Source organism: Planococcus sp. MSAK28401, from assembly GCF_018283455.1.
In the GTDB taxonomy this organism is placed as follows: Bacteria; Bacillota; Bacilli; order Bacillales_A; family Planococcaceae; genus Planococcus; species Planococcus alpniumensis.
The window spans coordinates 1,711,659-1,735,846 of record NZ_JAAMTH010000001.1 but is presented as its reverse complement, the minus strand read 5'-3'; the positions used below and the strand labels follow the sequence as shown (position 1 = coordinate 1,735,846).

At 36.4% G+C, this 24,188-nt stretch carries 31 protein-coding genes; 4 read left to right on the top strand and 27 right to left on the bottom strand.

Going from position 1 to position 24,188, the window contains the following annotated elements; all coding sequences use genetic code 11:
- Positions 1-412 precede the first annotated feature (412 nt).
- The 9 genes from G3255_RS08875 to G3255_RS08835 form a co-directional block, all read right to left on the bottom strand.
- Positions 413-649 (bottom strand): hypothetical protein, encoded by a 237-nt coding sequence (locus tag G3255_RS08875; protein ID WP_211654143.1) that lies wholly within the window; start codon positions 647-649, stop codon positions 413-415.
- Positions 650-934: 285 nt separating this feature from the next.
- Positions 935-1,693 (bottom strand): HAD-IIB family hydrolase, encoded by a 759-nt coding sequence (locus G3255_RS08870; protein WP_211654142.1) that lies wholly within the window; start codon positions 1,691-1,693, stop codon positions 935-937.
- A gap of 255 nt (positions 1,694-1,948) precedes the next feature.
- Entirely contained in the window at positions 1,949-2,194 is a 246-nt protein-coding gene (locus tag G3255_RS08865) for a hypothetical protein (protein ID WP_211654141.1), read from the bottom strand.
- Between the two features lie 168 nt (positions 2,195-2,362).
- A complete protein-coding gene (locus G3255_RS08860) occupies positions 2,363-2,833 on the bottom strand; it encodes a hypothetical protein (RefSeq protein WP_211654140.1) in 471 nt (156 codons plus the stop codon).
- Between the two features lie 30 nt (positions 2,834-2,863).
- A complete protein-coding gene (locus G3255_RS08855) occupies positions 2,864-3,304 on the bottom strand; it encodes a YhfM domain-containing protein (RefSeq protein WP_211654139.1) in 441 nt (146 codons plus the stop codon).
- A 52-nt stretch (positions 3,305-3,356) separates the two neighbouring features.
- A complete protein-coding gene (locus G3255_RS08850) occupies positions 3,357-3,641 on the bottom strand; it encodes a hypothetical protein (protein WP_211654138.1) in 285 nt (94 codons plus the stop codon).
- A 12-nt stretch (positions 3,642-3,653) separates the two neighbouring features.
- Positions 3,654-4,058: an SMI1/KNR4 family protein gene (locus G3255_RS08845; protein ID WP_211654137.1), complete on the bottom strand. Its 405-nt coding sequence runs from the start codon at positions 4,056-4,058 to the stop codon at positions 3,654-3,656.
- A gap of 141 nt (positions 4,059-4,199) precedes the next feature.
- Positions 4,200-4,877: a Type 1 glutamine amidotransferase-like domain-containing protein gene (locus G3255_RS08840; RefSeq protein WP_211654136.1), complete on the bottom strand. Its 678-nt coding sequence runs from the start codon at positions 4,875-4,877 to the stop codon at positions 4,200-4,202.
- A 75-nt stretch (positions 4,878-4,952) separates the two neighbouring features.
- Entirely contained in the window at positions 4,953-5,519 is a 567-nt protein-coding gene (locus tag G3255_RS08835; RefSeq protein ID WP_211654135.1) for a DJ-1/PfpI family protein, read from the bottom strand.
- A gap of 346 nt (positions 5,520-5,865) precedes the next feature.
- Between G3255_RS08835 and G3255_RS08830 the strand changes: the two genes are divergently transcribed.
- Together G3255_RS08830 and G3255_RS08825 are read left to right on the top strand one after the other, a co-directional pair.
- The gene (locus G3255_RS08830; protein WP_349291464.1) at positions 5,866-6,519 is read left to right on the top strand and encodes an HAD family hydrolase; all 654 of its coding nucleotides are present in this window, start codon (positions 5,866-5,868) and stop codon (positions 6,517-6,519) included.
- Positions 6,509-7,126 carry an NUDIX hydrolase gene (locus G3255_RS08825; RefSeq protein ID WP_211654133.1) on the top strand — a complete coding sequence of 206 codons (618 nt, stop codon included), beginning with the start codon at positions 6,509-6,511 and terminating at the stop codon, positions 7,124-7,126. The genes G3255_RS08830 and G3255_RS08825 overlap by 11 nt, the downstream gene beginning before the upstream one ends.
- Before the next feature lie 118 nt (positions 7,127-7,244).
- Here G3255_RS08825 and G3255_RS08820 read toward each other — a convergent pair whose 3' ends face one another.
- The 11 genes from G3255_RS08820 to G3255_RS20065 form a co-directional block, all read right to left on the bottom strand.
- Positions 7,245-7,835 (bottom strand): histidine phosphatase family protein, encoded by a 591-nt coding sequence (locus tag G3255_RS08820; RefSeq protein WP_211654132.1) that lies wholly within the window; start codon positions 7,833-7,835, stop codon positions 7,245-7,247.
- A 130-nt stretch (positions 7,836-7,965) separates the two neighbouring features.
- Positions 7,966-8,259, bottom strand: a complete 294-nt coding sequence (locus G3255_RS08815) for a hypothetical protein (RefSeq protein WP_211654131.1) — start codon at positions 8,257-8,259, stop codon at positions 7,966-7,968.
- A 280-nt stretch (positions 8,260-8,539) separates the two neighbouring features.
- Positions 8,540-8,896, bottom strand: coding sequence for a hypothetical protein (locus tag G3255_RS08810; protein ID WP_211654130.1), 357 nt, complete (start codon positions 8,894-8,896; stop codon positions 8,540-8,542).
- A gap of 183 nt (positions 8,897-9,079) precedes the next feature.
- Entirely contained in the window at positions 9,080-9,487 is a 408-nt protein-coding gene (locus tag G3255_RS08805; protein WP_211655806.1) for a DUF4279 domain-containing protein, read from the bottom strand.
- A 103-nt stretch (positions 9,488-9,590) separates the two neighbouring features.
- Positions 9,591-10,115 carry a DUF2716 domain-containing protein gene (locus tag G3255_RS08800; protein ID WP_211654129.1) on the bottom strand — a complete coding sequence of 175 codons (525 nt, stop codon included), beginning with the start codon at positions 10,113-10,115 and terminating at the stop codon, positions 9,591-9,593.
- A 755-nt stretch (positions 10,116-10,870) separates the two neighbouring features.
- Complete coding sequence (locus G3255_RS08795; RefSeq protein WP_211654128.1) at positions 10,871-12,052, bottom strand: IS256 family transposase; 1,182 nt, start codon at positions 12,050-12,052, stop codon at positions 10,871-10,873.
- Positions 12,053-12,268: 216 nt separating this feature from the next.
- Entirely contained in the window at positions 12,269-12,757 is a 489-nt protein-coding gene (locus G3255_RS08790; RefSeq protein ID WP_211654127.1) for a hypothetical protein, read from the bottom strand.
- 265 nt (positions 12,758-13,022) lie between these two features.
- The gene (locus G3255_RS08785) at positions 13,023-13,856 is read right to left on the bottom strand and encodes a leucine-rich repeat domain-containing protein (RefSeq protein ID WP_211654126.1); all 834 of its coding nucleotides are present in this window, start codon (positions 13,854-13,856) and stop codon (positions 13,023-13,025) included.
- Positions 13,857-13,897: 41 nt separating this feature from the next.
- Positions 13,898-14,146 carry a hypothetical protein gene (locus G3255_RS08780; RefSeq protein ID WP_211654125.1) on the bottom strand — a complete coding sequence of 83 codons (249 nt, stop codon included), beginning with the start codon at positions 14,144-14,146 and terminating at the stop codon, positions 13,898-13,900.
- Positions 14,147-14,398: 252 nt separating this feature from the next.
- Positions 14,399-15,778: a right-handed parallel beta-helix repeat-containing protein gene (locus G3255_RS08775; protein ID WP_249222095.1), complete on the bottom strand. Its 1,380-nt coding sequence runs from the start codon at positions 15,776-15,778 to the stop codon at positions 14,399-14,401.
- 185 nt (positions 15,779-15,963) lie between these two features.
- Complete coding sequence (locus G3255_RS20065; protein WP_249222094.1) at positions 15,964-17,202, bottom strand: leucine-rich repeat domain-containing protein; 1,239 nt, start codon at positions 17,200-17,202, stop codon at positions 15,964-15,966.
- Between the two features lie 305 nt (positions 17,203-17,507).
- Between G3255_RS20065 and G3255_RS08765 the strand changes: the two genes are divergently transcribed.
- Positions 17,508-17,789 carry an immunity protein Imm33 domain-containing protein gene (locus tag G3255_RS08765; RefSeq protein ID WP_211654124.1) on the top strand — a complete coding sequence of 94 codons (282 nt, stop codon included), beginning with the start codon at positions 17,508-17,510 and terminating at the stop codon, positions 17,787-17,789.
- Between the two features lie 561 nt (positions 17,790-18,350).
- On the top strand, positions 18,351-19,172 hold the full coding sequence (locus G3255_RS08760; protein WP_249222093.1) for an SMI1/KNR4 family protein: 822 nt from the start codon (positions 18,351-18,353) through the stop codon (positions 19,170-19,172).
- 168 nt (positions 19,173-19,340) lie between these two features.
- Here the strand turns inward: G3255_RS08760 and G3255_RS08755 are convergent, their stop codons facing one another.
- From G3255_RS08755 to G3255_RS08725, 7 genes are all read right to left on the bottom strand, one after another.
- Positions 19,341-19,850: a MepB family protein gene (locus G3255_RS08755; protein ID WP_211654123.1), complete on the bottom strand. Its 510-nt coding sequence runs from the start codon at positions 19,848-19,850 to the stop codon at positions 19,341-19,343.
- Positions 19,851-19,985: 135 nt separating this feature from the next.
- Complete coding sequence (locus G3255_RS08750) at positions 19,986-20,540, bottom strand: putative glycolipid-binding domain-containing protein (protein ID WP_211654122.1); 555 nt, start codon at positions 20,538-20,540, stop codon at positions 19,986-19,988.
- A 150-nt stretch (positions 20,541-20,690) separates the two neighbouring features.
- The gene (locus G3255_RS08745) at positions 20,691-21,359 is read right to left on the bottom strand and encodes a hypothetical protein (protein WP_211654121.1); all 669 of its coding nucleotides are present in this window, start codon (positions 21,357-21,359) and stop codon (positions 20,691-20,693) included.
- Between the two features lie 239 nt (positions 21,360-21,598).
- Complete coding sequence (locus G3255_RS08740) at positions 21,599-22,258, bottom strand: hypothetical protein (RefSeq protein ID WP_211654120.1); 660 nt, start codon at positions 22,256-22,258, stop codon at positions 21,599-21,601.
- A gap of 149 nt (positions 22,259-22,407) precedes the next feature.
- Complete coding sequence (locus G3255_RS08735) at positions 22,408-22,848, bottom strand: flavoprotein (protein ID WP_249222265.1); 441 nt, start codon at positions 22,846-22,848, stop codon at positions 22,408-22,410.
- Positions 22,849-23,095: 247 nt separating this feature from the next.
- Positions 23,096-23,479: a hypothetical protein gene (locus G3255_RS08730; RefSeq protein ID WP_211654118.1), complete on the bottom strand. Its 384-nt coding sequence runs from the start codon at positions 23,477-23,479 to the stop codon at positions 23,096-23,098.
- A gap of 170 nt (positions 23,480-23,649) precedes the next feature.
- Positions 23,650-24,171: a DUF2199 domain-containing protein gene (locus tag G3255_RS08725; protein ID WP_211654117.1), complete on the bottom strand. Its 522-nt coding sequence runs from the start codon at positions 24,169-24,171 to the stop codon at positions 23,650-23,652.
- Between the last annotated feature and the right edge of the window lie 17 nt (positions 24,172-24,188).

Genomic DNA, 24,188 nt, shown 5'->3' with positions numbered 1-24,188 from the left:
ATACCGGAGTAAATAATTCAAATACCGAATTTACAAGCTTTTAGTTTTTCACTTGGATTCTTTTAAGCTATTAAAAAGTAAACTGGATAAAACAAACGAAAGAATAACAATTGCAGGAATAAGAATAATGCCAGAGATCAATTGAGTTTGGGTGTTCAAAGGGATATAAGTATTCTCCAACCAGGCAACAATTTTAAAAAGCAAAAAGAAAATAAAAAAAGTTATTAAATAATAAACTACCTTCTCAGAGAAAGTTCTCAATGTAACCCTCCTTTTAAGTTTACTGAATAAACCTTTCATTTCATACTGGATTTCAATGTAACTCATTTCATAAGAAGGTACATTCGACATGTAATTTCATTGTTGGATAGAACAAAAACCATTCTGTATCAGAACGGCTTTATAGACAAAATTATTTACTTGGAGTTGCTGATAGCTTTTGAGAAATAAAGTAGGATAGCGTTGCGATCAATAAGACAACTAGTAATTGAATTGTTGGAGATAGTTCAAAAACTGATCCTTCCGCTGGATTAGTATTTAATACAGATACATCAGGAGTATAGAGAGTTGTTAAGATCCACCCTGATACAAATTGAACTCCAATATACAACAGGATTAAGCTTAAAATAAATACGATGTATTTTTTCAATATCTTTCCACTCCTTTCCAATTAATACGGACTGTATGTAAGAAAGTTTCATTTCAATTTGTTGTCCAACAATATCGTGATTATGTAAGTCATTAAAATGTTAGATGGTTAGTTTAACGCAGAAATCTTCAACTAAAATTGAATTCTTCGAGTATAAAAAATATATTTTAATCTTCACTATCAAAATCATAGTTATCAATAAGAGGTCATATGTAAACTGACAATCTGTAGATATCTTTTCTAATTTTAACTGCGTTTGAAAGTGTATACACAATTTTGCTTACACTATTTAACTTCAATCTCTTGCAGAAGATACTTATCACTCATACGTAAAATCATTTTTGCCACTTCATCCTCTGTAATTTGTAAGGTTGCATGTTGTTTTGCAACAGGATGGGTACCAATGCAGATACTTTCTTTGGCAGCTTCAAATATGCAAATGTCATTTGAGTCATTTCCAAAGGCAATGAATTCATTTGCTTTGAGCCCTAGTTGTTGTAGCCCTGCCCATTTATCAATGCCTTCAGGACTCAAATCAAGAATTCCTTCATTCTGGTGAAGATGCAGGGTCAGGGGAAGGACTTCCAAGCTTTTCTGTATCTCCGGATCGCTTGTGAAAAGAACCATTTTCACTACATTTTCCAGCAAATCAATCGGCACATTTTTCGCACTCTTCAACGGATCGATATTTTGATAGATCGGATGGGTCTCTTCTCCGGTATAGCTGTAATCCCAGCTGCTATCAATTAAATACGGAAGCTCATGCGTATTAATAATATTGAACAGTTGCTTGCAAGTGCTCTCGTCAAAACTGTTTACGTCGATTGAGCCATCCTCATTTCGAAAAGCCCCGTTTCCACCGACCATTCTTAACCGGTGATATTTTTCCGGCAGCACCGGCAATAAGTCACGTATCGGTCTTGCAGATGCAAAGATGATTTCGTGGCCCATTGCCTGGCACCCATCCAAAGCAGCACAAATTTCTTGGGGTAAAGGTTGTCCTTTAAAACAAATGGTTCCGTCAAGATCGAATACAAATTGCATAATTAGTCACCTCACTTTTATCTTACCTAAGAATTGTTGTACTAAAAAGAACGACTTTCCCAAAGTTGTTAGGCTTACTTGTAAAGATAAACTGAAGCAACAAAAAGGATAAGTGAATTTACGAAAAAGGCCGACAAAATTCTTGTTCAGTTACTTGCTTTTGTTTTTACAATCTAAAAAGTTAGCAGACAAGAAACGAGTAAAGAAAATAGGATAATTTCCTGAAACATTGGATTCAATTCTATCCCTTTCAAACTAATTGGCTTCCTTCTTCTTAAGAACCCCTTTTACCAACCATCCAACTCCAAGCAAGCCGATCAAAGGAAAAATAATCATAGGATAAACGATTTCTGCCCAGCCTGTAGTTTCAATAGATCCAAATGTTGCATACAAGCCCCCGACAAGCCAAGAAAGAAAGGGTGCAACCACCACTATCAGAGTGATTCCCAATATAATCTGCTTCTTTTTCTCTGACTTATGCCTGCTCAACTTATAAGCCATGACCAACCCTGTGCTTAAAATTATTAAGGGAAAAACAACTTTTAATAAGATCGTTACTCACTCCCTCAATTTTTATTCTTTATTGAATTCTAATGGAATCATTCAAATGTTTTATCTTCAAACACATCTAACTGAATCGGCGCATTACTTCAATCCAATTAAAACGACCTAAAGTCGATTCTTTAGACATTTGGCTTGAATTATAAAGTGCACTTCTGTCTCCGAGAGGTATCGACCAATGTCAAATTCTTGTGTGTCGATTAAACCCTTGAGGTATAAAGGAAGTTCAACTTCCCAATCGATATTCTCTTTCTTCAAAGGAAAATTGTCTTCGTTCGGATTGGGACTATGAATATAAACAGCATCTGATCCGGCATCCTGTCCGTCTATTTCAATCCAAGATTGAAAAGGCTTTTCGAAAATCTCCAAGTTCTTTAGTAAACTTTTGTATAAAGCTATATGAGCTTTGACATGCTCTCTCCTGATTTTTATGCTTCTATTTCCATGTCCAATAAAATCCAGGTGGGTGTGCCAAAGATCAAACCAGCCGCCTTTTCCGAAGTCCAACCGGAGATGTTCCGTGGCAGCTGCTTTATGCAAATTACGGAAATAACGTCTTTTCCCGCGAAACTTTTTCAAACTATCAGCTCTTTTGTAGTTTTTTTACTGTCACTGCTCAAACTCAATTTCACCTTTTAAAACCTCTACACTTTCTTTCGTTTCAAAGAAGTCTTTCAATTCCTTTACAGAATCAGGACCCAATCTATATGTAAGACTTTTATGTGGCTGTAAGCTTTGGATAAATCCTTCTCCCCTATCTGTTACCCACAGATGGTAGTTCCGGTTCTCTTTATCTTCCATTACAAACTCAAGTGAAAGCAGTGGTCTTGTTGTGATAACACGCTGGCCGGTTACTTCTTCTGCAGCATTCACAGCATCCACAAAATAATCGAGGCCATTATTTTCATCTATGTATTCTTCTCGTATTTCTTCTGTAACTTCTCCGCTCCAATAATCCAATCGCACAGTTTCTGCATCTTCTATAGTAATTGAAGAACATCCCGAGCAAAGAATTAAGATCAGCATAGGAACCCAGCCAATTAATCGCACTTTAACACCCTCACATAATCATCGAATGTACATTTAGTGAAAGAAAAACCTCTTACCGAGTATAAAAAAACAATAACAAAGAACCGATGATATGAGGTAAAGCTATTAACAAAATGGTATTTGATAAATCCATTTTCTTGTCTAATTTTATAACTGCCAGATTCCCAATCACAGGGGCACTTGGGCTCACGAATCCTGTTTTCAAAAAGCCCCCGAGTAATATGCCGCCAAGCCCTATTACGCCGGTTATGTTCATTGCGAGTTCCACATTATTTTGCACAATAAAGAAACCGAGTATAAACACAAAAAGCAACGCTCCTAAAGCTATTCGTTTCATAAGAGACTCCTTTCAGATCATATTTAGGATTAAGTCTTTTAAAGTGGGAGCTAACTCTTCTGTTTCATCTGTTTCATGGAGCCATAAATAAATTGAATCCACCGCTTTTTCATCTTCTACTTTCAAGCATAAGTAATCCCCAGTACCGTCTTCAGCGATCGCAAGCAGATTGTCAGGGAACTCTCTATCTAAAACTTCCTTATTTTGTCTGACTACATCATCCCATGTTTTTTTCTCATTATCAGGATCTTTGACGGGAAATAAAATCCACGCGCCAATTTCAGGGCCATTGGCCAATCTAAACAATTGAACGTACTGATCCGGGAAACGAATACCCAATTTCTGTTCTGTTTCTCTTATCGCAGCTTCCGCTACACCTTTTCTATTTGTATCTACTAAGTCCATAATTTCATTCATCATTTAACCTCCATAATATAAATAGCTAGTTAATTTCAAGTTATCTTCATAACAAATAAGTTATCTTTAACCCTTAGCGATCTTTAGGTAAACTATTTATCATCCTAAAACTTAAAAATAGTTTTTCATTAAAAGTAAAAATCATGGCGCTGGATGTTCAGAATCCGGCAATAATTCTAGCTTATTTTCTTCTTGAAAGAGAAATGCTGATTTTGTCCCCGTTATTTTTAGATATCCATCATTATAGTAAGCCCCAGTTTCTTCAGGTAAAGCAAGGACAGACTTCTGATGACTTTGTATGTACTTTCTTATCTGCTCGTCATTTTCCGGTTCATAATGGCACCATATTGCAAGATCAGAAATTAAGTTCAACCCCTCATGGTCTACTAAACCTACCTCATTATAATCAAGATGAGCACAAGTCATAATATCAGAACCCAAAATTATAGCCCCTGCACTTCCCCCGTATACTGTTCCTCCACTTTGAATATATTTTTTCAGAATTTCATCAAAGCCAGAGCTGCGTATGTCGTTCAACAATGAAAATGTGTTCCCGCCTCCGATATAGACTGAAGAAAACCGCTCCAAGTCTTTTAAAGATTTTTGATGCAAATCGGTCCACATGACAATTTCTTGAAGACCTAGTGGATTAAATACGCTCTTAATCCAAAAATAACAATCCACATACGAGTTCTGGTGCTTCATGGCAACTGGAATATATAACAATGGCTTCGATACACCAATTTGTGCCCTGAATTTTTGATCAAACTTTTCCGTATGTTGTTTGTCTCCACCTCCGGATAAAAAGATCCATCCCATTGTATCTCCTCCATTCCACCTTTTTGAAAAGCTGTTATGAGTCATACATCTTCTTAATTCCAGCTCGTTTTAAATTTACTTACTAAATACTTTCTTTTGAGGCGGTTCAATATACCAATCCTCATCAAAATCTATCTTTAATGCTTCCCCTAGAGAAATTCCAAAACGGATAAAAGCTTTTCCTCTAGCAGTGATTATATTTCCATCGCGGACCACTACTTCATCAGAATAATTCTTTTCCTCAAAGATGCCTAATTTTGTTCTGCCTTCTTCAGGCATTCCAACAGTAAACTTCCGGCCCTTCAAAATACCAGCCTTAGCTAATAAGGTAGGAGAACTAGAAATTGCAGCAATAACCATATCTTTTGAAGCTGCTTCTTTTATTAAATCAACCAGGGCTTCTTCATTGATTAAAGTAATAACATCCATACAGCCCGGCAGTAAAACACTATCAATTTCATTCAAGTTAACTTCTCTTGCAGTAGTATCAGCTATACACGTTAATCCTGATTCGCCCTTTATAGGATCTTCAGTAAGACCTACAGTAATCATCGGTTTTTGCCCCTGCATTAATATAGACAAAGCGACACTGAGTTCATATTCACTAAACTCTGGATACAACAATACCATTGTCTTTTTCAAAAAATCATCTCCCTATATAACCACAATTTATTAGCAGATTATGGAATATTATTACTATAATTGATTTTAACATTTAGAATTCATATTCATATTCATATTTAAATTTTATATTGAAGTGAAATTTTCGGAGACTGATTGCAGAAGTACCCGTTTACACATAAAAAGAAGCTCAACCTTGAGCTTCTTTTCTTTCAGTAAGAGGAATATGAAATTTAATTTCAGTAAATAGGATTAACTGGAAAAACCAGCCGAGTTGCTATAGCATGAAAATTGTCAGCTAATTTGAACTAGCAAGTATTACTCACTTCTTTAACTTTAGATATTAAAAACAAGGATGGTGTTTCCAATAAAAGCGATTATTTTTGATTTTGACGGCACATTAGCTAATACATTACCTGTCTGTGACTATGCTTTCCAACACGTTTTCAAGGAATTCGACCAGCGCGAGCTCTCTTCTGCTGAAATTCGCGCCATGTTTGGCCCATCGGAAACGGGAATTATCCGGAAGAATTTGCTTCATGAAGATACAGAAGAAGCAATTGAACTGTATTATACAAAATATCTAGAACAGCATGCACAACTCGTTGACCACAACGATGAAATTCACGAGTTATTGCTGCATCTAAGAGAAAAAGGGGTTAAATTGGGAATTTTCACAGGAAAAGCCAGAAGAAGTCTGGATATCTCCTTAAAAGCACTTCAAATGGAGCATTTCTTCGATGCCATCATTACAGGGGACGATGTGACACAACCTAAACCGGATCCAGAAGGTTTGTTCAAAGCTTTAGCTATATTGGATGTTAGCCCTCAGGAAGCAATGTTCATCGGAGACAGTGATGCTGACATTCAAGCTGGAATTAGCGCGAACGTTTTAACCGTCGGGGTGCATTGGTTGCCTGATTATCAAACCTTGGAATTTGCAGTAGCACCGAATTCCTCATACCGAACTGTGGCTGAATTTATGGAATCCTTGGAAACGGATGGCCATTATGAGTCTTAAATGGCTGGACTGGGCTAAGCGAATCCAATCGCTTTCTCAATCCGGACTGACTTTTTCAAAAGATGTCTTTGATTTGGAACGTTACGAAGAGTTACGGAAAATCAGTGTGGAAATCATGGAAGAACATACCGGCGAGGAAATGCAAAAGATCAAAGAGTTATTTGCTAATGATGAAGGCTACCAGACGCCCAAAATGGATGTGCGGGGTGCTGTCTTCGATAAAGGAAAGATTCTCATGGTTCGCGAAAACATCGACAATAGATGGGCTTTACCTGGCGGATTTTGCGATATTGGCTTATCTCCAGCTGAAAACATTACGAAAGAAATACAGGAAGAATCCGGCTATCTTGTGGTGCCGACAAAAATGCTTGCCTTACTGGATATGAATAAACATCCGCATCCACCCCAAGCTTTTCATTATTATAAGCTTTTCATTCAGTGCGAAATTGTAGGCGGTGAGGCAAAAACCGGTGTCGAAACAAAGGAAGTGGATTTCTTTCCTGAATACGATTTACCGGAACTATCCTTGAATCGGAATATCGAGTCACAGCTGCATATGCTCTTTGAATTTGAGAGGAATCCGACTAAAGCAACTTTATTTGATTGAGCTGCTGATCGACTTTAACAAGCGATTTTTTATTGCTCTTAATAAAATGGCAGATGGCGTAATTTACTCTGTCATTTTTTTCATGCCATATTCAATGACGCTACGTAAACTTAGCTCATTAACTGTTATTAATCCCCCCTGTTTTGACCAATACTCTTTGAACACTTAATAAAGTCTGATCTTTAAATCCCATTTTATAGATGTCTGGTTTAGACGTGCTATGTAAAAATTTTAAATCATATTTGTTATCGTAAAAGGCCATCATCAAAGTCATAACAGCTCCATGAGTTCCAATTACAATTTTCTGTTCTTTATAAACAGATAGTATCTCCTTTAAAACTTTTATCGCCCTTTTTTGACATTCAGCGTTTGATTCTCCGCCTTCTAAAGAGTAATTGAAATCTACAAATGATTTTTCTAAGAGTGGAAGCAACTTCCGGTCAGATATACGCTCATCTTCCAAAGTAAATACTCTCTCTTTTAGATCTTCAAACACTATAATTTCTTCTCCTATTTGATGAGCTAATTTTTCAACCGTTTGTATGGAACGCGTATAGGGGCTTGAAGTGATTACATTAACTTCTTCAGCCTTCAATATTGCAGCTAGTTGTCGAGCATCTGTTTCGCCTTTTTCAGTTAATCCTCTCGTTCTCTCATTTCCTTCCTTCGGGGAATCACCATGTCTTACCATGTAAATGAATGTATTCATAGTTAACCTCCTCCATGCTAGTATTCTCAGTTTACTTTCACCATTTCTTTTAGAAGTTGTCCAATCGGTAGTGACAAGTAAAAAAGAACTTCAATTCCAAGCAAGTTCTTTTTTGGACCGAGCTTTTCAATTAAACTTCCCGATTGTTTTTAGTTGCCCTCGATTTTGAATAAAGAAAGGTAATTAGAAGAGTCAATATCCCAGTAAGAAGCATCCCACCACCCAAAAATAATGATACGCCCATTCCTTCCCATTCACCTACATATAAACCCCAGTAATAAACCCCTACACCTAACAACATAATTATTGATCCTATTAAATATTTTCTATTTCCCAATAGGCTCCATACAATCCCGATACAAGCAAAGAATAAAAATACAATTGGAGCGTATACAATTAAACTCTCCATTATTCCAGAGTTCATGATAACAATTCCTCCCCTTTATTGAATGCAACTACTGTTTTGATTTTTCTCACTTCGAGTTAAATCGTTCGCAAATGCACTTTCCCATTTTTTTCTTAGTTCTCTTGCTACAGCAGCTTCTACGTCTACTACTATAATGTCTTTTACTTTTAACAGATCTATCTGTTTTAATGTTTCTTCTGTCTTTCTTTTAGGGGACACTAAATTCGCCTCTGTCTCAATAAAAAAAATATAAAGTATTGACCTTGCAAGCTTCTTGCCGGAAAATTATTAGGATAAATCAGTGGAAATCCACTAGTTCTGGATCTAATGAAACAAAATGAAACATCCAGCAATCCGAATTTTCGGTCCCAATTTCATGATTATTTAAACAGACACGGTTCATCCCGTCTAAGCCGTCATAACCACAACACCCGTTCAACCTACTATCGTCTGGATGGTAAACTGAATTTGTTAAATCTTTAATATTGATAATGATGGCACCTTCTAATTCTATATCTGCTTTTTTGCTATCAATTATAAAAAAACCTTCAGGAATGTAATCTTGGCCATCATTTATATTAAGTAGACTCAAATTCTCTAATTTAGTTAGCTCGTTTGAAATTTCTACCTTGCAAGTACGACAAATCAGCTTCATGCAACATCTACTCCTTTAAAGCAAGGCTATGATTCATCAAGTTTTGTAGTAAGAATGAATATAACTTAGTTGCTAATAAGTTATATTTAACGTCCTTAAATGTGGTGACTCAACATCTCCGAGCGGAACATCTTTCGCTTTTTCTCTCCAGATTCACGGCGCAGTTTCAAAACTCATTAATTTTCAGCTGTTTATATAAAGATCGAAGTGTATTTCGGCTTCGATCTTGCTAGCAAAGTCAATAATATCCTTTTCCAGATACATAGCAGGTTTTTTATTGTTTTCAATTTTAATAACAATCATAAAAAGATAGCTTAATCCATATTTCTCTTTCAGCAAGATTAAGTCTTGTTGTTTTTCTTCAAAGGAAATTAAAAGTGATTTCAATTGATCATTGATATCGTATGATTTCTGATATCCCGTACTCAATGTCCAATCGGTTTCTCTCCTTCTTCTGACTTCTGATGAAGAAGGAGCTGTGAATTCATTAAGAATTTCTTCTTTGAGATAAGTTTCAGTGGGTTGGATGGCAAGTTCTTCAGTGATTTCTTCAAGTGGAAACTGATCCCCGATTATGCTGAAGTATGCCATGACTTCTGTTGCGGTCAAGCTATTCCCTCCTTCCGCTTAAAACATTTGGTTCTTTTATGATCGAATAAATCTTAATTCAGATTAAGTCGCAGTCGACTACGAATCAGCCTTGTCTTAAAATCGTATGAAACTTTCTTGGCTTGTGCTTATCAAAAGCATTAATGAGTTCTTTTCCGAATACAGTTATGCTTTTTTCCCAAGGGTGCCCCAAATAGCCCCATTTAAAATCTTTCTCAATAAAGAAATAGTAATCCCCATTTGGAAAGATCGGTATTGTCCATTCCCCGAATTCATTTTTTACGAATTCCAAACGCGGATTTACCCAATAACATTCATGTTTCCAGTTGAGTGCTAGCATACACTCGCCAACTAATGTGAGCTCTTTGAATGCATCTAATGCTTTTTCTTCAAGGTTATCGTAAGCATCCAGATCCACTGAAAATTCAGTGCTACCAGCATCTAAGTCTCTTGAATCTATAAGATACTCTGAAATATCATAGCTTATAAAGGGAGTTGGCAACTGAAATGAAGGAAAGATAGACATACTTGGTTTAAATTTGATGTCTCTATAAATCCTGCTCCAAATCCGGTCATACTCTTGATTTGATAAAGGAGTCCAGTTGTCCATTAATATCCCCCACTCTGATTTATGAATCTCTGAATGTGTTCTTAAAACTTTGAAATTTTGAATGGAAAAGTTCTACTCAGAACCGGAAAATTTTATCCAGTTTAGAAATCTTCATAACTTGTTATTTTTCATTAAAACTGCATCAAATTTTCTTCTGCTACTACCGTCTTCGCAAACAGCTTACTCGTATAACGGGTAAAAGCTTCTGACGTATGCAGCTCCGAAAAACAATATTTGTTAATCGAAAGATTTGAATCGAGCGCTAAATAATATTCGAAAAAGTGATTACCCCACAAAGAGAGCACACGGCCACCCAGCTCATCCTTAGGTGATCGTTAAGCGTTATTTTTAACGTTCGTAAAAGTACTCATGCCGAAACCAAAAGGCAGCGAGCTTTTCCTCGTACCTTCTTGCCTTACCATAAGCTGCAATATATTAATTAAAAGAGTATTAAAGGGTTTTCTTCAATGGTTAAGTTCGAGAATCTTTCCAGAGTCTGGAACAAAGAGAAGAGAGGTGTGGTCTTCGCTTAAGGTACCTGTAGATCATTACATGAAGCGTCAAGAAGATGATGGGAGCATTCAATGGCATCACATTGTGATAAAGCTGTGCATTCAAAATCAGGAGAAGAAGCAAAACTACAAAAGATAAGGCAAAACCAATACCATATTCCCTCAAAAACCTTCCACCTCCTTCTTCGAGACCGTCAATAATTATGTGTAAATAAGTAAATCCTTTTCTTGTATGTATATCGATTAGGTTTGCTTGAACATCTCAGTCAGCTCTGCACGAGCTTGATCGAATCCAATATGGCAACGGGTGGAGAAGTTCTGGTTATAGATTTCGAACTGGGAAATCAGGAAGCGATCCAAGGAATCTTCGTTCGGAAATTGCTCCTTGCGCTTGCTGTATTTCTTTACGTTCTTGTTGAACGATTCGATCAGGTTCGTTGAATAGATGCTTCGCCAAATGGATTTTGGGAAGCTGTAGAAAGTGAAAATATAGGGATTCGCTTCCAACGATTTCGCCACTTTGGGATAGGCCGTTTTCCATTTATCGACAAAGGCTTTCAACGCTTTTTCACCCAGTTCTCGGTTCTCTGCCCGGTAGACCGATTTGAAATCATCCAGAATCTCCTTGCGATCGGTAACGCGAACTTTGTGGCGGATCCCGCGCGACAAGTGGACGCAGCACGCCTGATATTGAGCATCGGGAAAGACCGAGAAGATGCGATCGGTGATGCCTTTTAAGCCGTCGGAGATAAACAAAAGCACCTCTTCGACACCGCGCTCTTTCAAGTCCAACAGGACTTCATCCCAAACAAATGCGGATTCCGTAGGTGCCACTGTATAGGCCAACACTTCTTTTGAGCCGTCCTCTCGGATGCCAATCGTAATATAGACGGCTTCCTTCGAGACCGTATCGCGCTTGAGGGTAATGTAAGTTGCATCCAGATAGACACAAGCGTAGCGCTGCTCTAACGGACGAGATTTAAACGCCTCGACCTGTTCGCTCATGACTTTCGTCATATTGGAAATGGTTTGTGGCGTGTAATGATGGCCGTACATTTTCTCGATCAGGTCCGAAATCTCGGACATGGTCACGCCTTTTTGGAACATATGAATAACGAAGGCTTCCAGCGTATCGTTTGAGCGCTTGTACGGAGCGACCGTCTGTTGGTTGAATTCGCCGTTCCGGTCCCGTGGCATCGAAAGCTCTAAATCCCCATACTCCGTATGGAGTGTCCGCGTGTAGGCGCCGTTCCGCGAATTGCCCGAATTAAACCCGAGGCGATCGTATTTTTCGTAATCCAGGAACGCTGTTAGTTCCGTTTGAAGAAGTGTATTCACCGCCGTCTCCAAATGTTGGCGAAAAACTTCGGAGATGTCTTCTTTTTTTACTAGAGCTTGCATAATATCTGTTGTAAACTGAGTCATAGGGAAGGCCTCTTTTCTGTGAATTGGTTGTGGTGACTTAATTCTACAAGAAAAGGTCTTCCTTTTTCTATTTATTCATTTACACAAGATATTTTACGCTCTCCCTTCTTCCTACTACAAATTTTTCGAAAAAATAAATTATGTACAGTTACTTAAAAATTTTTTGTGAAAAGTAAAGAATATCTATAGCGAGGTGTAAAGTGACGGTAAAAGAGTCTATTCAATCGTTAAAGGGAAAATATAGTATCCAGTTCCTTGTTCCCAAGTGGCTTTAACTTCATATATAGTCCTCCCGGTTTGTTTCCCTACATCTACGTCAGTCCCCCTGTTATGAGGGGGAGATCCCAACACATATACCTCGTAAGAGATCGGTTCTTCTTCAAACTTAAGTTCAATAGACGTATCCGAATTTACGGCAGGACCTATCCGGTTCCCGATTAAATCAGAAACAGGTACAACCTCAGCCTCTATACCGGCCATGCTCTTTTCTTTTTCATCAAAATAACTCCACGAATAGCCGTTTGTAGCAGCAAAAAATTCTTCTCCGTTTACATTTACTTTTAAGCTGGGTGGTTTTTGAGATATATCTTTTCTATTTTCCGCAGAAGTACTATTGCTTTCTTCATGCCTAATAACTTCCTTTTCTGAAGAACAGCCAACTGTGACAAAAATAACCAACATCCATAATAATAATTTGGCTTTCATCTTCCCGTTCCTCCTTGTTTCAGGTCTAGACATGAAACTTAATTATCATTTATAGGAGATGACTTATTGTGAATCCTCAAAAATAAATGTACTCCTTACCGATGACGACTAAAAACCAATTCCATTTTGCTAACTCCTAAATAACACCTCATTCATTTACATGTCTTCTTAAATAATGACGAATTTGAATGTATAACGATTAACATTATGTGAGATTCATTTCTTAATAAGAGTTGCTTATATGAGAAAAAATATACAGACTTCACTATCCTATTTTATTTACTTTTTTATAAGCCTTTTGCAACTCTTTGAATTGGTTTTCATACTTTTTAACTTTTTCAGCGTCTTTCTGTAAGTTTAAGTTAGGCTTGCGTTTTCCTACTACCATTATATTCATGCCACTTATAGCCTGATGCAATCGTTCGTAAGCAGCGAATTTACTACACTTCGTCTCAGGCAAATCCACAGACAGTTTTGCATACTCTTCGGTTGGAAACTGATTTGAAATGGCAAGTACTTTGAGCCCTTTTAAATACGAAATTGGTTTTAATGACTCATCTTCCACCTTAATAAATGATAGTCCCAAATATTTTAGCTGTTGTAAGTATTTTAACGGCTCAAGAGTTTGTATTTTAAGCGTGTTATTTTGGTCTCCCTGTAAATTCAGATATTCGATTTTATTGCCTTGCATCAGAGGCTCAATATCCCTGATTTTAGAGAACCCTTCAATAGACAATGCATTGAGATACGTGTTTTTTGATACATCCCATAAACTTGAGGCTTTCGTGTTCCACTCTAGACTCAGTGTTTGCAGATTCGATAAAGTGCTGAGAAGAGACAGATTTTCTACTCGCATATTGTAGACGGACAACATTTCTGGGTTGACTTGGCTTAGAATCTGATCAAATTCTTGTTGATTGACGGAACAAATCCATAACTTTTTTAAGTGTGAAAAAGAAGCCAACAAGTCTATCCCTTTGGTTTTTCCATATATCACTATTTCTTCGGAACTCTGATCTATGTCGTTAAGATCTTCAATTTCGACAGGACGGTTATCGATCCTGAACAAATACTGAGGGTCTTTATCAAAGTAATTCATATTTATCCCCTTTTACAGATTTGTTTGTTTCATCTAATTTTTTAAGGCTCACTTATTCCCATTGCGAGTAACAGTAGAGAGGCAAAAATTAATGGGATCAAATTTACGCCGATACCTAGAATCGTCCATAGCAATTGTTTGGATAATGCTGCAAATACCAGGCCAATAACTGAAAGGACGCTTAATACTATTATTCCTAAATAAACATCTCCATCTGGTCCTCTCATAACAAAGAATGCAGCGACATTTATACCAAACATTAGTAGAGACAATAAACCGAATTTGTTCATTTTATTCCTCCCCTATTTTTCAAGTTGTCTTCTTATATAAATTGTCAGTCTGGTTTCATATGTATTATACCAAAATATACCAATATGTTCTGAATTTTTTGTATTAACATTAAAACCGTACGTAAAAGTATACATAAACGAACAAAAGGAGAAAGATTATGCTCGTTTAGCACTCTTTCTCCTTAATTAATAACACTGATTCATATGACAATAATCTTTTCGAGAGGGAATCTCTATTAGTAAGTTTGCTTACTAGTTGAGTTCAAACGTTTTTGAATGGGTATAACCAGAGTCTAGGTACCTCGACTTTTCGTCACTTTCAGACACTGATTTGAAATCTGAGAATGAAGTGGTTTCTTCGTCTTCCCAAATCCAAACTCCTTCTTTGCCTCTATCTTTATGAAATAGATTCTGGTTCATTTCGTTGTGGTTGCTGGTTAAAAAGTAGTTTGCTATAAATATCCGTGAAGGTCCAGCAATGAAGGTGTTTTCCTCAATTGCATTAAATTCTGCGTCATGCTGAATCAAAAGCTGTCCTCCACCCAATCCCATGGTGTCATTCTGATACAACAGATTTTGAGAGATGGTCGAATTTCGAGTGCCCCCTCGCTCCTCATCGTAGCCGCCAATTGATATGCCTGTGAAAAAGTTCTCGTAAATTTTATTGTTTACAATTTCGATGTTCTCAGCATACTTTCCTTTGTGCTCGGAAGTCGCTTCGATGCCAATATCACTGTGATATACAATATTTTCTTCAATTTTTATATTTTTTCCGCCATCTACATAAATGCCTCCAGCATTATACTCTTTGCCGTATGCCGGATTATCAAAAGTGGAAATGTTGTGGATCGTATTTTTGGAAACTACTCCATTGCGCACAAAATCCACTCTTTCATCAGAAGAAACACCTTCATAACCGATCAAATCGATTCCGATATTGTCACTACTGCGCACAATGTTTTGGCTTATATCAAAATCGCTTACATTGCCATTTAGTACAAGCGCTTCACTTGCTCCCAGCTTTAAATTTTCTAAGATATTGTTTACAATTGTCATATTTTTTATGGAATCGGTTCCGTATACTGCAATGCCGTGACCATTCCCGTTTTTTGAATGAGTTTCAATCTGCTGCACATGGTTGTCCTTCAGCGTAATGTGATTTCCGGAACCAGTTACCAAAATCCCCATAACCGTTTCATTTTCTAAGTCGGTTCTTAAATCTTTTATAATCAATCCTTCAATAGTTATATGACTTTTATCTTCAAGCGTAACAATTGAAGTATCGCCCTCTTCACTTTTTATATCTTCTCCACTTAGAATGACCATTTCCTTATTATACGGCTTAAAAATGACTTCATTAAAAACCTCTCCGTCATGCTGGACGACGAGTTTTTCCTTATAAACTCCTTCGCGGATATAGACAGTTGTACCTGCTACAGCGACAGAGGATGCTTTTTTTAGGGTGCGAAACGGTTCTGTTTTTGATCCATTGTTTCCGTCACTTCCATCTACTGCTACATAGATTTCCTCACGCTGCCCTTCATTCATGTAGAATATACCGAATAGTAGAATACAAACTGCAATGCCGCAAACCATTAGTAGTCTTTTCATATCCAACTCCAAATTGTTCATACTTTTCATCACTTGTTACTTAGAAATTGTATTCTAACTTTAAGATCGTCATTCTTTGATTATACCCCTTTTCTACCGATAGCCTGATGATATGTAGACTTAGTTTCAAGACGGCTTAATCAAAACTTTAATCTTTCAATTTTCTAATATGAATTTCAGAGTCTGTGAAATTGTGTATTTTCAATTTACCATTCGCGCCATCTTTCTGTAATGTCTTCCTTTATATCCAACCCCGCTTGCTTTGCTTTTTCTATGATGAAAGTAACAAGTTCCTCTCGCTCCAATGTCTCAATAAAAAAGTCATGTTTTTCATTTAACGTATTTAAATAGAGTACTGTTTGCTTTACCTTTTCAAAGATATTTTCATCAAACGGTTCTTCAAGACGAGAAACTTCATCCGCATAGCTTTGGAGAACTATTTCTGTTTCAGCTATGTTTTCTTCTGTAAATTGATCGTCTCCATCGCCCATCCTCATTATCCACTTTTGCGTAAGCATTAGATGTTCTTTCCCGTCTTTATTTTTTAGATCCGGTTTAGTCTTTTTCTCTACTATGCTCTCTATAAGTGAGGAACCGTCAGGAGTAGAAATCACCTCTTTTAGCCCGTGGGAGTAGTGCTTATTATCTGTAAAATAAACATGCTCCAACCCTACACAGGGAGAGACATCCCCATCAACGACATTGGAATCTTCAAAAATTAAAGTTTTTAAGTTGTGAAGATGCTTTGTAAACCGAATAGATGGAATATCCCCACAGGAATTTAAACTCAAATACTCGAGCATTCGAAGCTTTTCAATTGGAGAAAAGTCTTGTATATTTTTGACCAAATGTATTTGTAATTTTGTCAGGTTTTCCGTTAGATGCTGTATCGCTTCAATATCTGTTAAGCCTTTCATTCTGGATAGTCCTAGAAAATTCAGCATCTTCAATTCCTGTATTCCTTCTAAAGAAATAATATTAGAATTAATGAGCTCAAGATGCACAAGATTTTTAAAACCTGCGAACTCTTTCAAGTTTTGCTCTTTTGACTCGTAACCCCATATCATCATTTTCTTTAAATTGATCAGACTTTCAATTGCTAAGGTTTTGGGAGGTAATTTGCCGAAAATCTCTTCCAAAGAAGTTAATTGGCTAAGATCAATTTTTAAGGCAAGGGAAGCATCATTAATTATTAAAGTTCTGAGACCTTTCAAGTGATAGGCTCCTTCAAAATTCTCCACACTTTGCCCTTCTAGTATTATATTTTCAATACCTGGACATTCACTCAAGAAGTCTATTTGTACTTTGTCATAACGATAGGTAATTTCAATATTTGTAATCTGATGTGCTTGGATATAATGAATAGATTCTTGTAAATTATGTTTGCCAATTAGTACTGTGGCTCCATTTTTACCATTTCTTATAAGAACTTTACTCTTCTTCATAAGCACCCCTTAATGATCTTTTATCTGCTGGTATTTAACCATGGTTCATATACAATATATATAACAACAAATCCTCTAAACATATTCGTAATATCTCCATCTTTCAAATCAGCAGTATTGTTGAGAGCAAAAGCGCTCTTATCTTCTTGAAAAAGAGAAAACATTTCTTTTTTCTTTGCTGGTTAAAATCATTTTAAGCTTTTTAGCTGTTAAGTAGTCGACTTTTTCATAACTAAATATACGCCAGATTATCTCATTAAAACAATGAGATAATTACATTTAAATATATAATGGAGAGTGTTCCTATGAGTGAGTTTAATGATTTTCCCAACACGATGGTTATTACACTGAAAGAAATATTGGATGGAAAAAAGCCCGTATTATATGTATCACGTGATGAAGAAGATGGAATGTGGCAATTTCTCGATGGTTCTGATGAACTTGATATAGACAATGCCAGAATAGTTACGATCGAAGAAATTTTAAGGGTAGATAGTTCTCTTTGGTCATTATCTGATTTATCGATTGGTTGGAAAGCAGAAAGAGTTGATAGAGATACTAAATGGCTTAAGCAAGCAAATGAATAAAGTTACTGTTGACAACTACTTTTTAAGCTGACAAGGGTTTTAAAAAATGAAAGTCGATTTCTAGTCTCTACCGAATAACTTCCCTTAAATTGTGCTAGGGCTGTTTTTATCTTATATTATTGGAAGCGATACACTTACAGTAAATATACTTAGAACTTCAAACGATCGATAGATAGATACAAAAACCAAACTGTCTATAAAAGTATACTACTACAAACAAAAAAGAGGAGAAACTTCAATTGAAGCTCCTTCTCTTGATGGCCTTGAGATGCCAAATATACACTTCACAATTCCGTCTCTAAAACCTTATAGAATTGTCTTTTGAATGTATTATTTATTCTAGCAAGTTCAATTTCGCTTCATCTTCTGATCAAGTCAATGAAATTAAAAATATGAAAAATCTGAATGTACCTTATTAGGATTAAGTTACATTCAAAAATTATTTAAAACTCCCACCTTCTTGATTTTGCTAAAATAGGGATAATCGATTTTGTAGCTCTTTCAAGTAAAACAAATACAAAATTTCGCTTTCTCAATCGGATTGCAAATGGAGGATGAGGCATGAAAAAAGTAATTGATATGATTGATTCGAAATCAATAACGACAGGCGTTTCATTGATTGATTTACAGAAAGCTGAAAAAGAGCTTGGCGCACTCTTTCCAGGTGAATTCAAAGACCTTTATTTAGAAACAAATGGTGCTGAGTTTGGAGAATGGGTCTTACGTTCACTCATTATGATTCAAAACCAATCCAACAGACCTGAAAACTTACCTGCTGATATGGTTTGTATTGGAGAGAATAAGAGTGGCGATAAACTTTGCTACCGCATCCGAAAAAGGTGGATGCAGGAGCATGTCTACCGTTGGACAGCCAAAAGTGGAAATATAGAAAATAAAGCGTCCACGTTATATGAGTTCATCGATTGGTTTATTCCCAAAAAGAATGCCGGCAAGTCTCAAGGAATCGGTCATTTTGCAGTAGAAAGTGGAAAGCTGGTAGTGACAGATCCATGCTACTCAATCGAGGACACAGAGATGCAAGTTCATTTAGCCAATGTAAAAAAAGGACAATGGACAGCCTCCATTTCTTATACAGACGATGAGACCGTTGAAACGTTAACGGCCTATTTCGCAGAAAAGAAACCGAGTGGCAAATGGCATGTCTGCGATCGGCTGATTGGTGTTGATTCTGCGCAGGCCGGAATATTCGATGCTGCTGTATTCGGGAAGGATGAAAGTATTCCCGGTGAAGTAGAAAACGTTTACGGCATCGAGATGGATGAAGAGGGATTGAAATACTATGTCGCCTGTTCGGACACGGTGGCATCGAATGACCAAAGTGGGACAATCCCTGGGGGCGCGGTAGCCATGTCAGGATACTGAGATGGCATGTATGATGTAAGTATTAAATACAATGTTTTCAAAGAGATAGTCGGCGTAATGATCAACTTTAGTGACGAAGAATAATCACTTGATCTGACCTGATCTGAATGTAACCTAATTACTATTAAGTTACATTCAGATCTAAATTATTTTTCTATTTATTCTTCGTCACAGAGAGTATAGTTCTATTATTTTATCTATAGACGTTTGATTAAGAGTACTCATATCAACAAAATAAGGTAGTTGCCATTTTTGAGTGTCGATTGCTTGTTTGCTAGTTGGTTTATCCCAACTAGGATAGACTCTTATAGCCATTTTTCCTTTAGTATTCTGGGATCGAAGGACATTTTTTTTAATAAGAATTTCCTTTGGGAAAACAAATTGCCCAAATTCATTATTATTTTTAAAAGTTGTTATAACTAATAACTCAGGTGCTTCTTCGGATAAAAAAGGACGGTTTTTATTGTCGCTACCTTTTTCCCAAAAAGCAACAAACTGTCCTATTTTTGTAGGTGTAGTATTCGCTACTCTAAATCGAATCGTTTTAGAAGACAATCGAAACACACCAGCACCATATTCATAGTTTTGTTTTTCTTCTTTAATAGACTCTATTGTTAATTGTTTAGGTTCATAAATCATCTTATTTATATAATTTAATGCTTCTGAAAAACGATTCATTTTATCACTCCATTATTGTTAGGGATCAGCGGATCAGCGCTACACTTCACCACTTTAAACTAACAAAAGTCGTTGAATGTAACTTAATTCACAATAAGTTACATTCAGTTGTTTACTTATAGCAATTGGTAAACGTTAATATCTTCTGGTAAATAATTGAGGATAATCAATAACAAAACCTTTTTCATCGACCGAGATTGATGACTCGAAATCTCGACATTGATAATTAAAAACCCTAGTGTTCTCCTTGCGTTCGATATATGTATACGTCTGTTTCACTTTTTTTATTTCTAATGCTGGAATAGAAATATAGACCATTTCAAATTCTCTTTTTTGATCAGGTTCCCAATCAAATCGATTGATAGGCAATGAATTAGAGAAAGGTGTGGCTGATATATCAACATCAATTGCTCCATTCAACTCATCAATTCTGATTCCTTGCTGATTAAACCACTCTCCTTCACCACTAGAAGCGAGATGTAAAATTTCTCCTCTTCTATTTTGTATGTTCAGCCTTTTTGTCCTCCATGAACTATCCAAATCAATCTGATAATCAATTTGTATGGGAGAACTTGGTTCCAAATAGATTACTGTACTTTCTACATGGATAGTATTTTTTTCGAAGAATAGTCTTAAATATTCGCAGCCGAGAGCTTCTTTATTCTCCCAGACTATTTCGCTCGACAACATAACAACATCCCTCCAAAGAATCGTTCATTTAAATCATTGTCCAGAAATGAATGTATCTTTTCTACATATAAGTTACATTCAACCCCAAGTCTTTCAGCCAGCAATTCCCCTTGGATTTTTCCGGGAATTCTTTATTACTTCATAGTAGATTTATATCCACTCGATACCAATTTCAGCAAATAAAATCTTGCTTTCGTTAATTCCCTCTTCATTTTTTGATCCAATGGCCTCTATATCACTTTGATTCAAAGTGATTTTTTCGTTAGGCTGTGCAATTTTCAAATGATAGAGTTTTTTCAACAGCATCAGTTGCTCTTGTGTAAATTCAAATTCCTCTTCACAAGCCTTCAAAGATTCAGTGACATTCATGGACTGAATAGCTAAAATTTTTCCTCCGTTTTCAAGCATTTCATCAAATCGATGGCTGGAGAAAGTTTGTTCTTTCTCTCCCCAAATTATTGTAGTGATTGAAGGCAGAGTCTTTCCCCTTACATCATCCAGCAAATACTGAAGGGCTTCCTCTTCAGCAAGTTGAAGGACTTTTTTTGGCGCTTGATGAAAATAATCTTCAAAATTCAAACTGTCAGCTAAAACTTCATCATTCCTAAATGCCGCCACAAAGAAGTCGGGATGAAAGGTAATAGTTCCTCTGATTCCTTGACTGTCATTGAAATTATAATTAAAGCCATCCCAAGAATTTTCATGGGCAAGTTCTGGAGCATCGGCGACAAAAATAGCATGAGCGATAGATGCTAGAATGGCACCTTCCCATAATTCCTTATACGACCATCCCTGTTCCGCAATTAGATGTGCAGACATTTTGTTTCCCCTTAGATTAAATTTTCGAAATTCAATATTCACTTTAACTATACTTAGGAAAAGTATGGAAAACTAGTGTCTTTTTGTAAATATAACCGTTCGTAAAAGTACACTTTGACAAACCAAAAAGGCAAAGAGCTCATACTTGAGCTTTTGCCTTTTGGCGATTAAGAACTCTATCAATCATCAGTAAAATATTGTTCTCGAAGTTGCGACATAAGAATTTGCACTTTTTTTCTTCACTGTATATAAACTGTTTTAAACTGATGTTCGCTTGGTTTTCTTTCATGAACCCGGACTTCATCATTACTAATCCATTTAATATCTCCTAATAATGGATAGAGCAATTCGAATATTGGCTTTTCATGATATAGCACTTCTGAATAGATGTGCTTTTGTTCTTTATCTTCAACTACTAGTGAAGCCGTACAATCATATATCCCAATCTCTATTTCAATTTTTGCTTTCAATTTACGATTAGGGCTGGATTTAGGCTTTTTATACGTCTTTTTGAATGTATAATTTTTTTCGACTACCTTTTGATACGCATATAAAAAAGGATCTTCATCCCAACTCTTGTCTTTACAAATAACCCGTAATCCATCCATCATTAGGTCAAGTGTCTTTTTCTTTTTCTCTAAATCGGATAGCTGGTAAAAATCACTTACATCGTAGGGGATCGTTACAGGTAGTAACCCGTCCATGATGACAGGTTGACAAGCCAATTCGGCATTTGGGTAACACTCAAATCGGACACTATTTACATCATCAAAATAAAATTTAGGTAAAAACTGTTCAAAGAGATACACAATGCAGTTGGTTTCTACATAAAACTGACCTTGTTTAGGTTTATGGTGTTGTGGTGAACGATCTTGAAAATTAAAGCCTCTAAATAACATTCAATACTCTACTCCTCATGGCCTTGCGTGATATCTAGTATCACGCAGCCTCTATTAATTTCTTAGTTTAGTAGCAGCGCTTTTCCCCATATCAAATCGACGTCCTAACTGTTCCATTCTTTAGCAATACTTTATAGTTATCGTAACGACTAATGTTGCTGTAGCAATGTACCATTCTTTTGATCATAAATTTTATAATGTATGCCAAAATCAGAACCTTCGTAATAAATAACTTCGCAGTACGCTTTTGCCAATGAACCATTATCCCAATAATTTGGAGCTACACTAAAAAATACATTTTCTGAAAAATGAATATCTAAAAAAGAATCTTTTGGAGTGGTCCAATATTCAACAGAGCATGCCCCCATTACTGTGTCGTGATCTCCCTTTATCATCTTAGGCATTACTGTTGAAGCATCCCAAAACACGACGAAAGATAAAAGTGCAAATAGTATAAGGATAATTTGAATTCCATAATATTTGATATGCGGTAAAGGTTTATTTTTTTGAGTCTTTCTTATATGTAGAAAACCTGCTATACATAATATAAAGCATAAAATCGTTAATAAAAATACACCGAGTAGTTCCATCAATTTTCTTTCACCTGCTCTAACTGTCAGATTAATTTATTATGAGTCAATTTTAGAAGTGCTTTTATTACTACCTAAGGTGCATAACAATCTTTTCAAATTGAATAGAATCTTTTCAGTCGAATCTCCACAGAGTTTATTTTAAAGTTGCTGTCGTCTTAAAGTAGTCGTATATAACTTGGAGAGATTTTCGAAGGTTATCCAATTGAAAAGCGTATCGAGGTAAAGACTTCTCTAGAATAGAAGTCTATTTTAAATTGATTTCCTTTAAGCTCAAAAATTTCTTTTCATAGCTTGCCCGCTCAATTAGGTGTTCGTTCCATTTCGAAGCTTTCTCAAACTCACCATTTCCAACGAAATTTTCAATGATTTTCTTGTAATCCGAACTGTAGGGGTAACGTTCGTGTTTACAAAGGTTTAAAGCAGATTCAAAGTAGTGATTTGCAGAAGTTAGATCCTTTAAATCTTTATACATAAATCCAATATAAATATAGCCACTGCCTATTTCTAAATTTGAAAATGGTTGAGAGGAGATTTCCTTCATAACTTCAATAGCTTTTCTTTTAAACCTCAATACCTCATAAAAGTTAGCCTTTCTTACGTAACTCTCGTATGTTTTGATAAATGTCACCTTATTCCTATTAATTTCTCTTATTCAACCTTTACAATGTCAGCTGAATATTGCTTAACTGCACATACGTTACTTTCAAAACCTTACATCTTCAAGAAGCAATCACATTTTAACTTTCGCGTTTCCTTTTACTTTCCTTAAACCATTTCCTTCCATACCGAATCTATGAATTACTCACCGCGGTGGCATAATTCTTCTGCAATCTTCTTGATCCGATTTATGGTGATGCCGTTTCTTTGCTCAATAGCCATTGGATGGCCCGTCGGTTCCAATTCAATGAAAGGACGTATGTCCACTGCACGCGTGTGGACCATCGTTTTCAATTCCAGCGTTTCGGGATAACATGGAATGGACGTTGATAGCCAGCCAAACATAGGATCCAATTTTCGCTCTCGTCCTTCCGTTTCCCAGTATTCCGTAGTCAAATCAAAATTGGATTCACTCAAGGAAACCCAGATATCCCAGATAAAAGGCCCTTCGCCATCAGTTACGGGAATTTCAATCGCTCCGCGTATGAAGAAATGTTCATCATCTACAATGCACAAATCTTCATTCATCTCAATTCGGCCTGCCCATTCCTCTTCTGGAATGTCCTCGCAGTAATCGGGCACAGGGCTGCCATAACTCATCGGAAGCTCCTTATGGTATTCTCCACAAGTCTTACAGAAATAACCTTGATCACTTTCGCTCATCGTTACTGCTCCTTTTA

Coding starts and splice junctions, on each gene's coding strand:
- G3255_RS08725 (WP_211654117.1), bottom strand. CDS start 24,171: ATGAGCGAAAGTGATCAAGGTTATTTCTGTAAGACTTGTGGAGAATAC.
- G3255_RS08745 (WP_211654121.1), bottom strand. CDS start 21,359: ATGTCTGCACATCTAATTGCGGAACAGGGATGGTCGTATAAGGAATTA.
- G3255_RS08755 (WP_211654123.1), bottom strand. CDS start 19,850: ATGAATCGTTTTTCAGAAGCATTAAATTATATAAATAAGATGATTTAT.
- G3255_RS08780 (WP_211654125.1), bottom strand. CDS start 14,146: ATGAACAAATTCGGTTTATTGTCTCTACTAATGTTTGGTATAAATGTC.
- G3255_RS08785 (WP_211654126.1), bottom strand. CDS start 13,856: ATGAATTACTTTGATAAAGACCCTCAGTATTTGTTCAGGATCGATAAC.
- G3255_RS08820 (WP_211654132.1), bottom strand. CDS start 7,835: ATGAATACATTCATTTACATGGTAAGACATGGTGATTCCCCGAAGGAA.
- G3255_RS20065 (WP_249222094.1), bottom strand. CDS start 17,202: ATGAAGAAGAGTAAAGTTCTTATAAGAAATGGTAAAAATGGAGCCACA.
- G3255_RS08750 (WP_211654122.1), bottom strand. CDS start 20,540: ATGTTGTCGAGCGAAATAGTCTGGGAGAATAAAGAAGCTCTCGGCTGC.
- G3255_RS08775 (WP_249222095.1), bottom strand. CDS start 15,778: ATGAACAATTTGGAGTTGGATATGAAAAGACTACTAATGGTTTGCGGC.
- G3255_RS08850 (WP_211654138.1), bottom strand. CDS start 3,641: ATGAAACGAATAGCTTTAGGAGCGTTGCTTTTTGTGTTTATACTCGGT.
- G3255_RS08840 (WP_211654136.1), bottom strand. CDS start 4,877: ATGGGATGGATCTTTTTATCCGGAGGTGGAGACAAACAACATACGGAA.
- G3255_RS08865 (WP_211654141.1), bottom strand. CDS start 2,194: ATGGCTTATAAGTTGAGCAGGCATAAGTCAGAGAAAAAGAAGCAGATT.
- G3255_RS08760 (WP_249222093.1), top strand. CDS start 18,351: ATGAAAAAAGTAATTGATATGATTGATTCGAAATCAATAACGACAGGC.
- G3255_RS08845 (WP_211654137.1), bottom strand. CDS start 4,058: ATGAATGAAATTATGGACTTAGTAGATACAAATAGAAAAGGTGTAGCG.
- G3255_RS08740 (WP_211654120.1), bottom strand. CDS start 22,258: ATGTTATTTAGAGGCTTTAATTTTCAAGATCGTTCACCACAACACCAT.
- G3255_RS08735 (WP_249222265.1), bottom strand. CDS start 22,848: ATGGAACTACTCGGTGTATTTTTATTAACGATTTTATGCTTTATATTA.
- G3255_RS08790 (WP_211654127.1), bottom strand. CDS start 12,757: ATGAAAGCCAAATTATTATTATGGATGTTGGTTATTTTTGTCACAGTT.
- G3255_RS08825 (WP_211654133.1), top strand. CDS start 6,509: ATGAGTCTTAAATGGCTGGACTGGGCTAAGCGAATCCAATCGCTTTCT.
- G3255_RS08870 (WP_211654142.1), bottom strand. CDS start 1,693: ATGCAATTTGTATTCGATCTTGACGGAACCATTTGTTTTAAAGGACAA.
- G3255_RS08765 (WP_211654124.1), top strand. CDS start 17,508: ATGAGTGAGTTTAATGATTTTCCCAACACGATGGTTATTACACTGAAA.
- G3255_RS08800 (WP_211654129.1), bottom strand. CDS start 10,115: ATGGACAACTGGACTCCTTTATCAAATCAAGAGTATGACCGGATTTGG.
- G3255_RS08805 (WP_211655806.1), bottom strand. CDS start 9,487: ATGGCATACTTCAGCATAATCGGGGATCAGTTTCCACTTGAAGAAATC.
- G3255_RS08810 (WP_211654130.1), bottom strand. CDS start 8,896: ATGAAGCTGATTTGTCGTACTTGCAAGGTAGAAATTTCAAACGAGCTA.
- G3255_RS08795 (WP_211654128.1), bottom strand. CDS start 12,052: ATGACTCAGTTTACAACAGATATTATGCAAGCTCTAGTAAAAAAAGAA.
- G3255_RS08815 (WP_211654131.1), bottom strand. CDS start 8,259: ATGAACTCTGGAATAATGGAGAGTTTAATTGTATACGCTCCAATTGTA.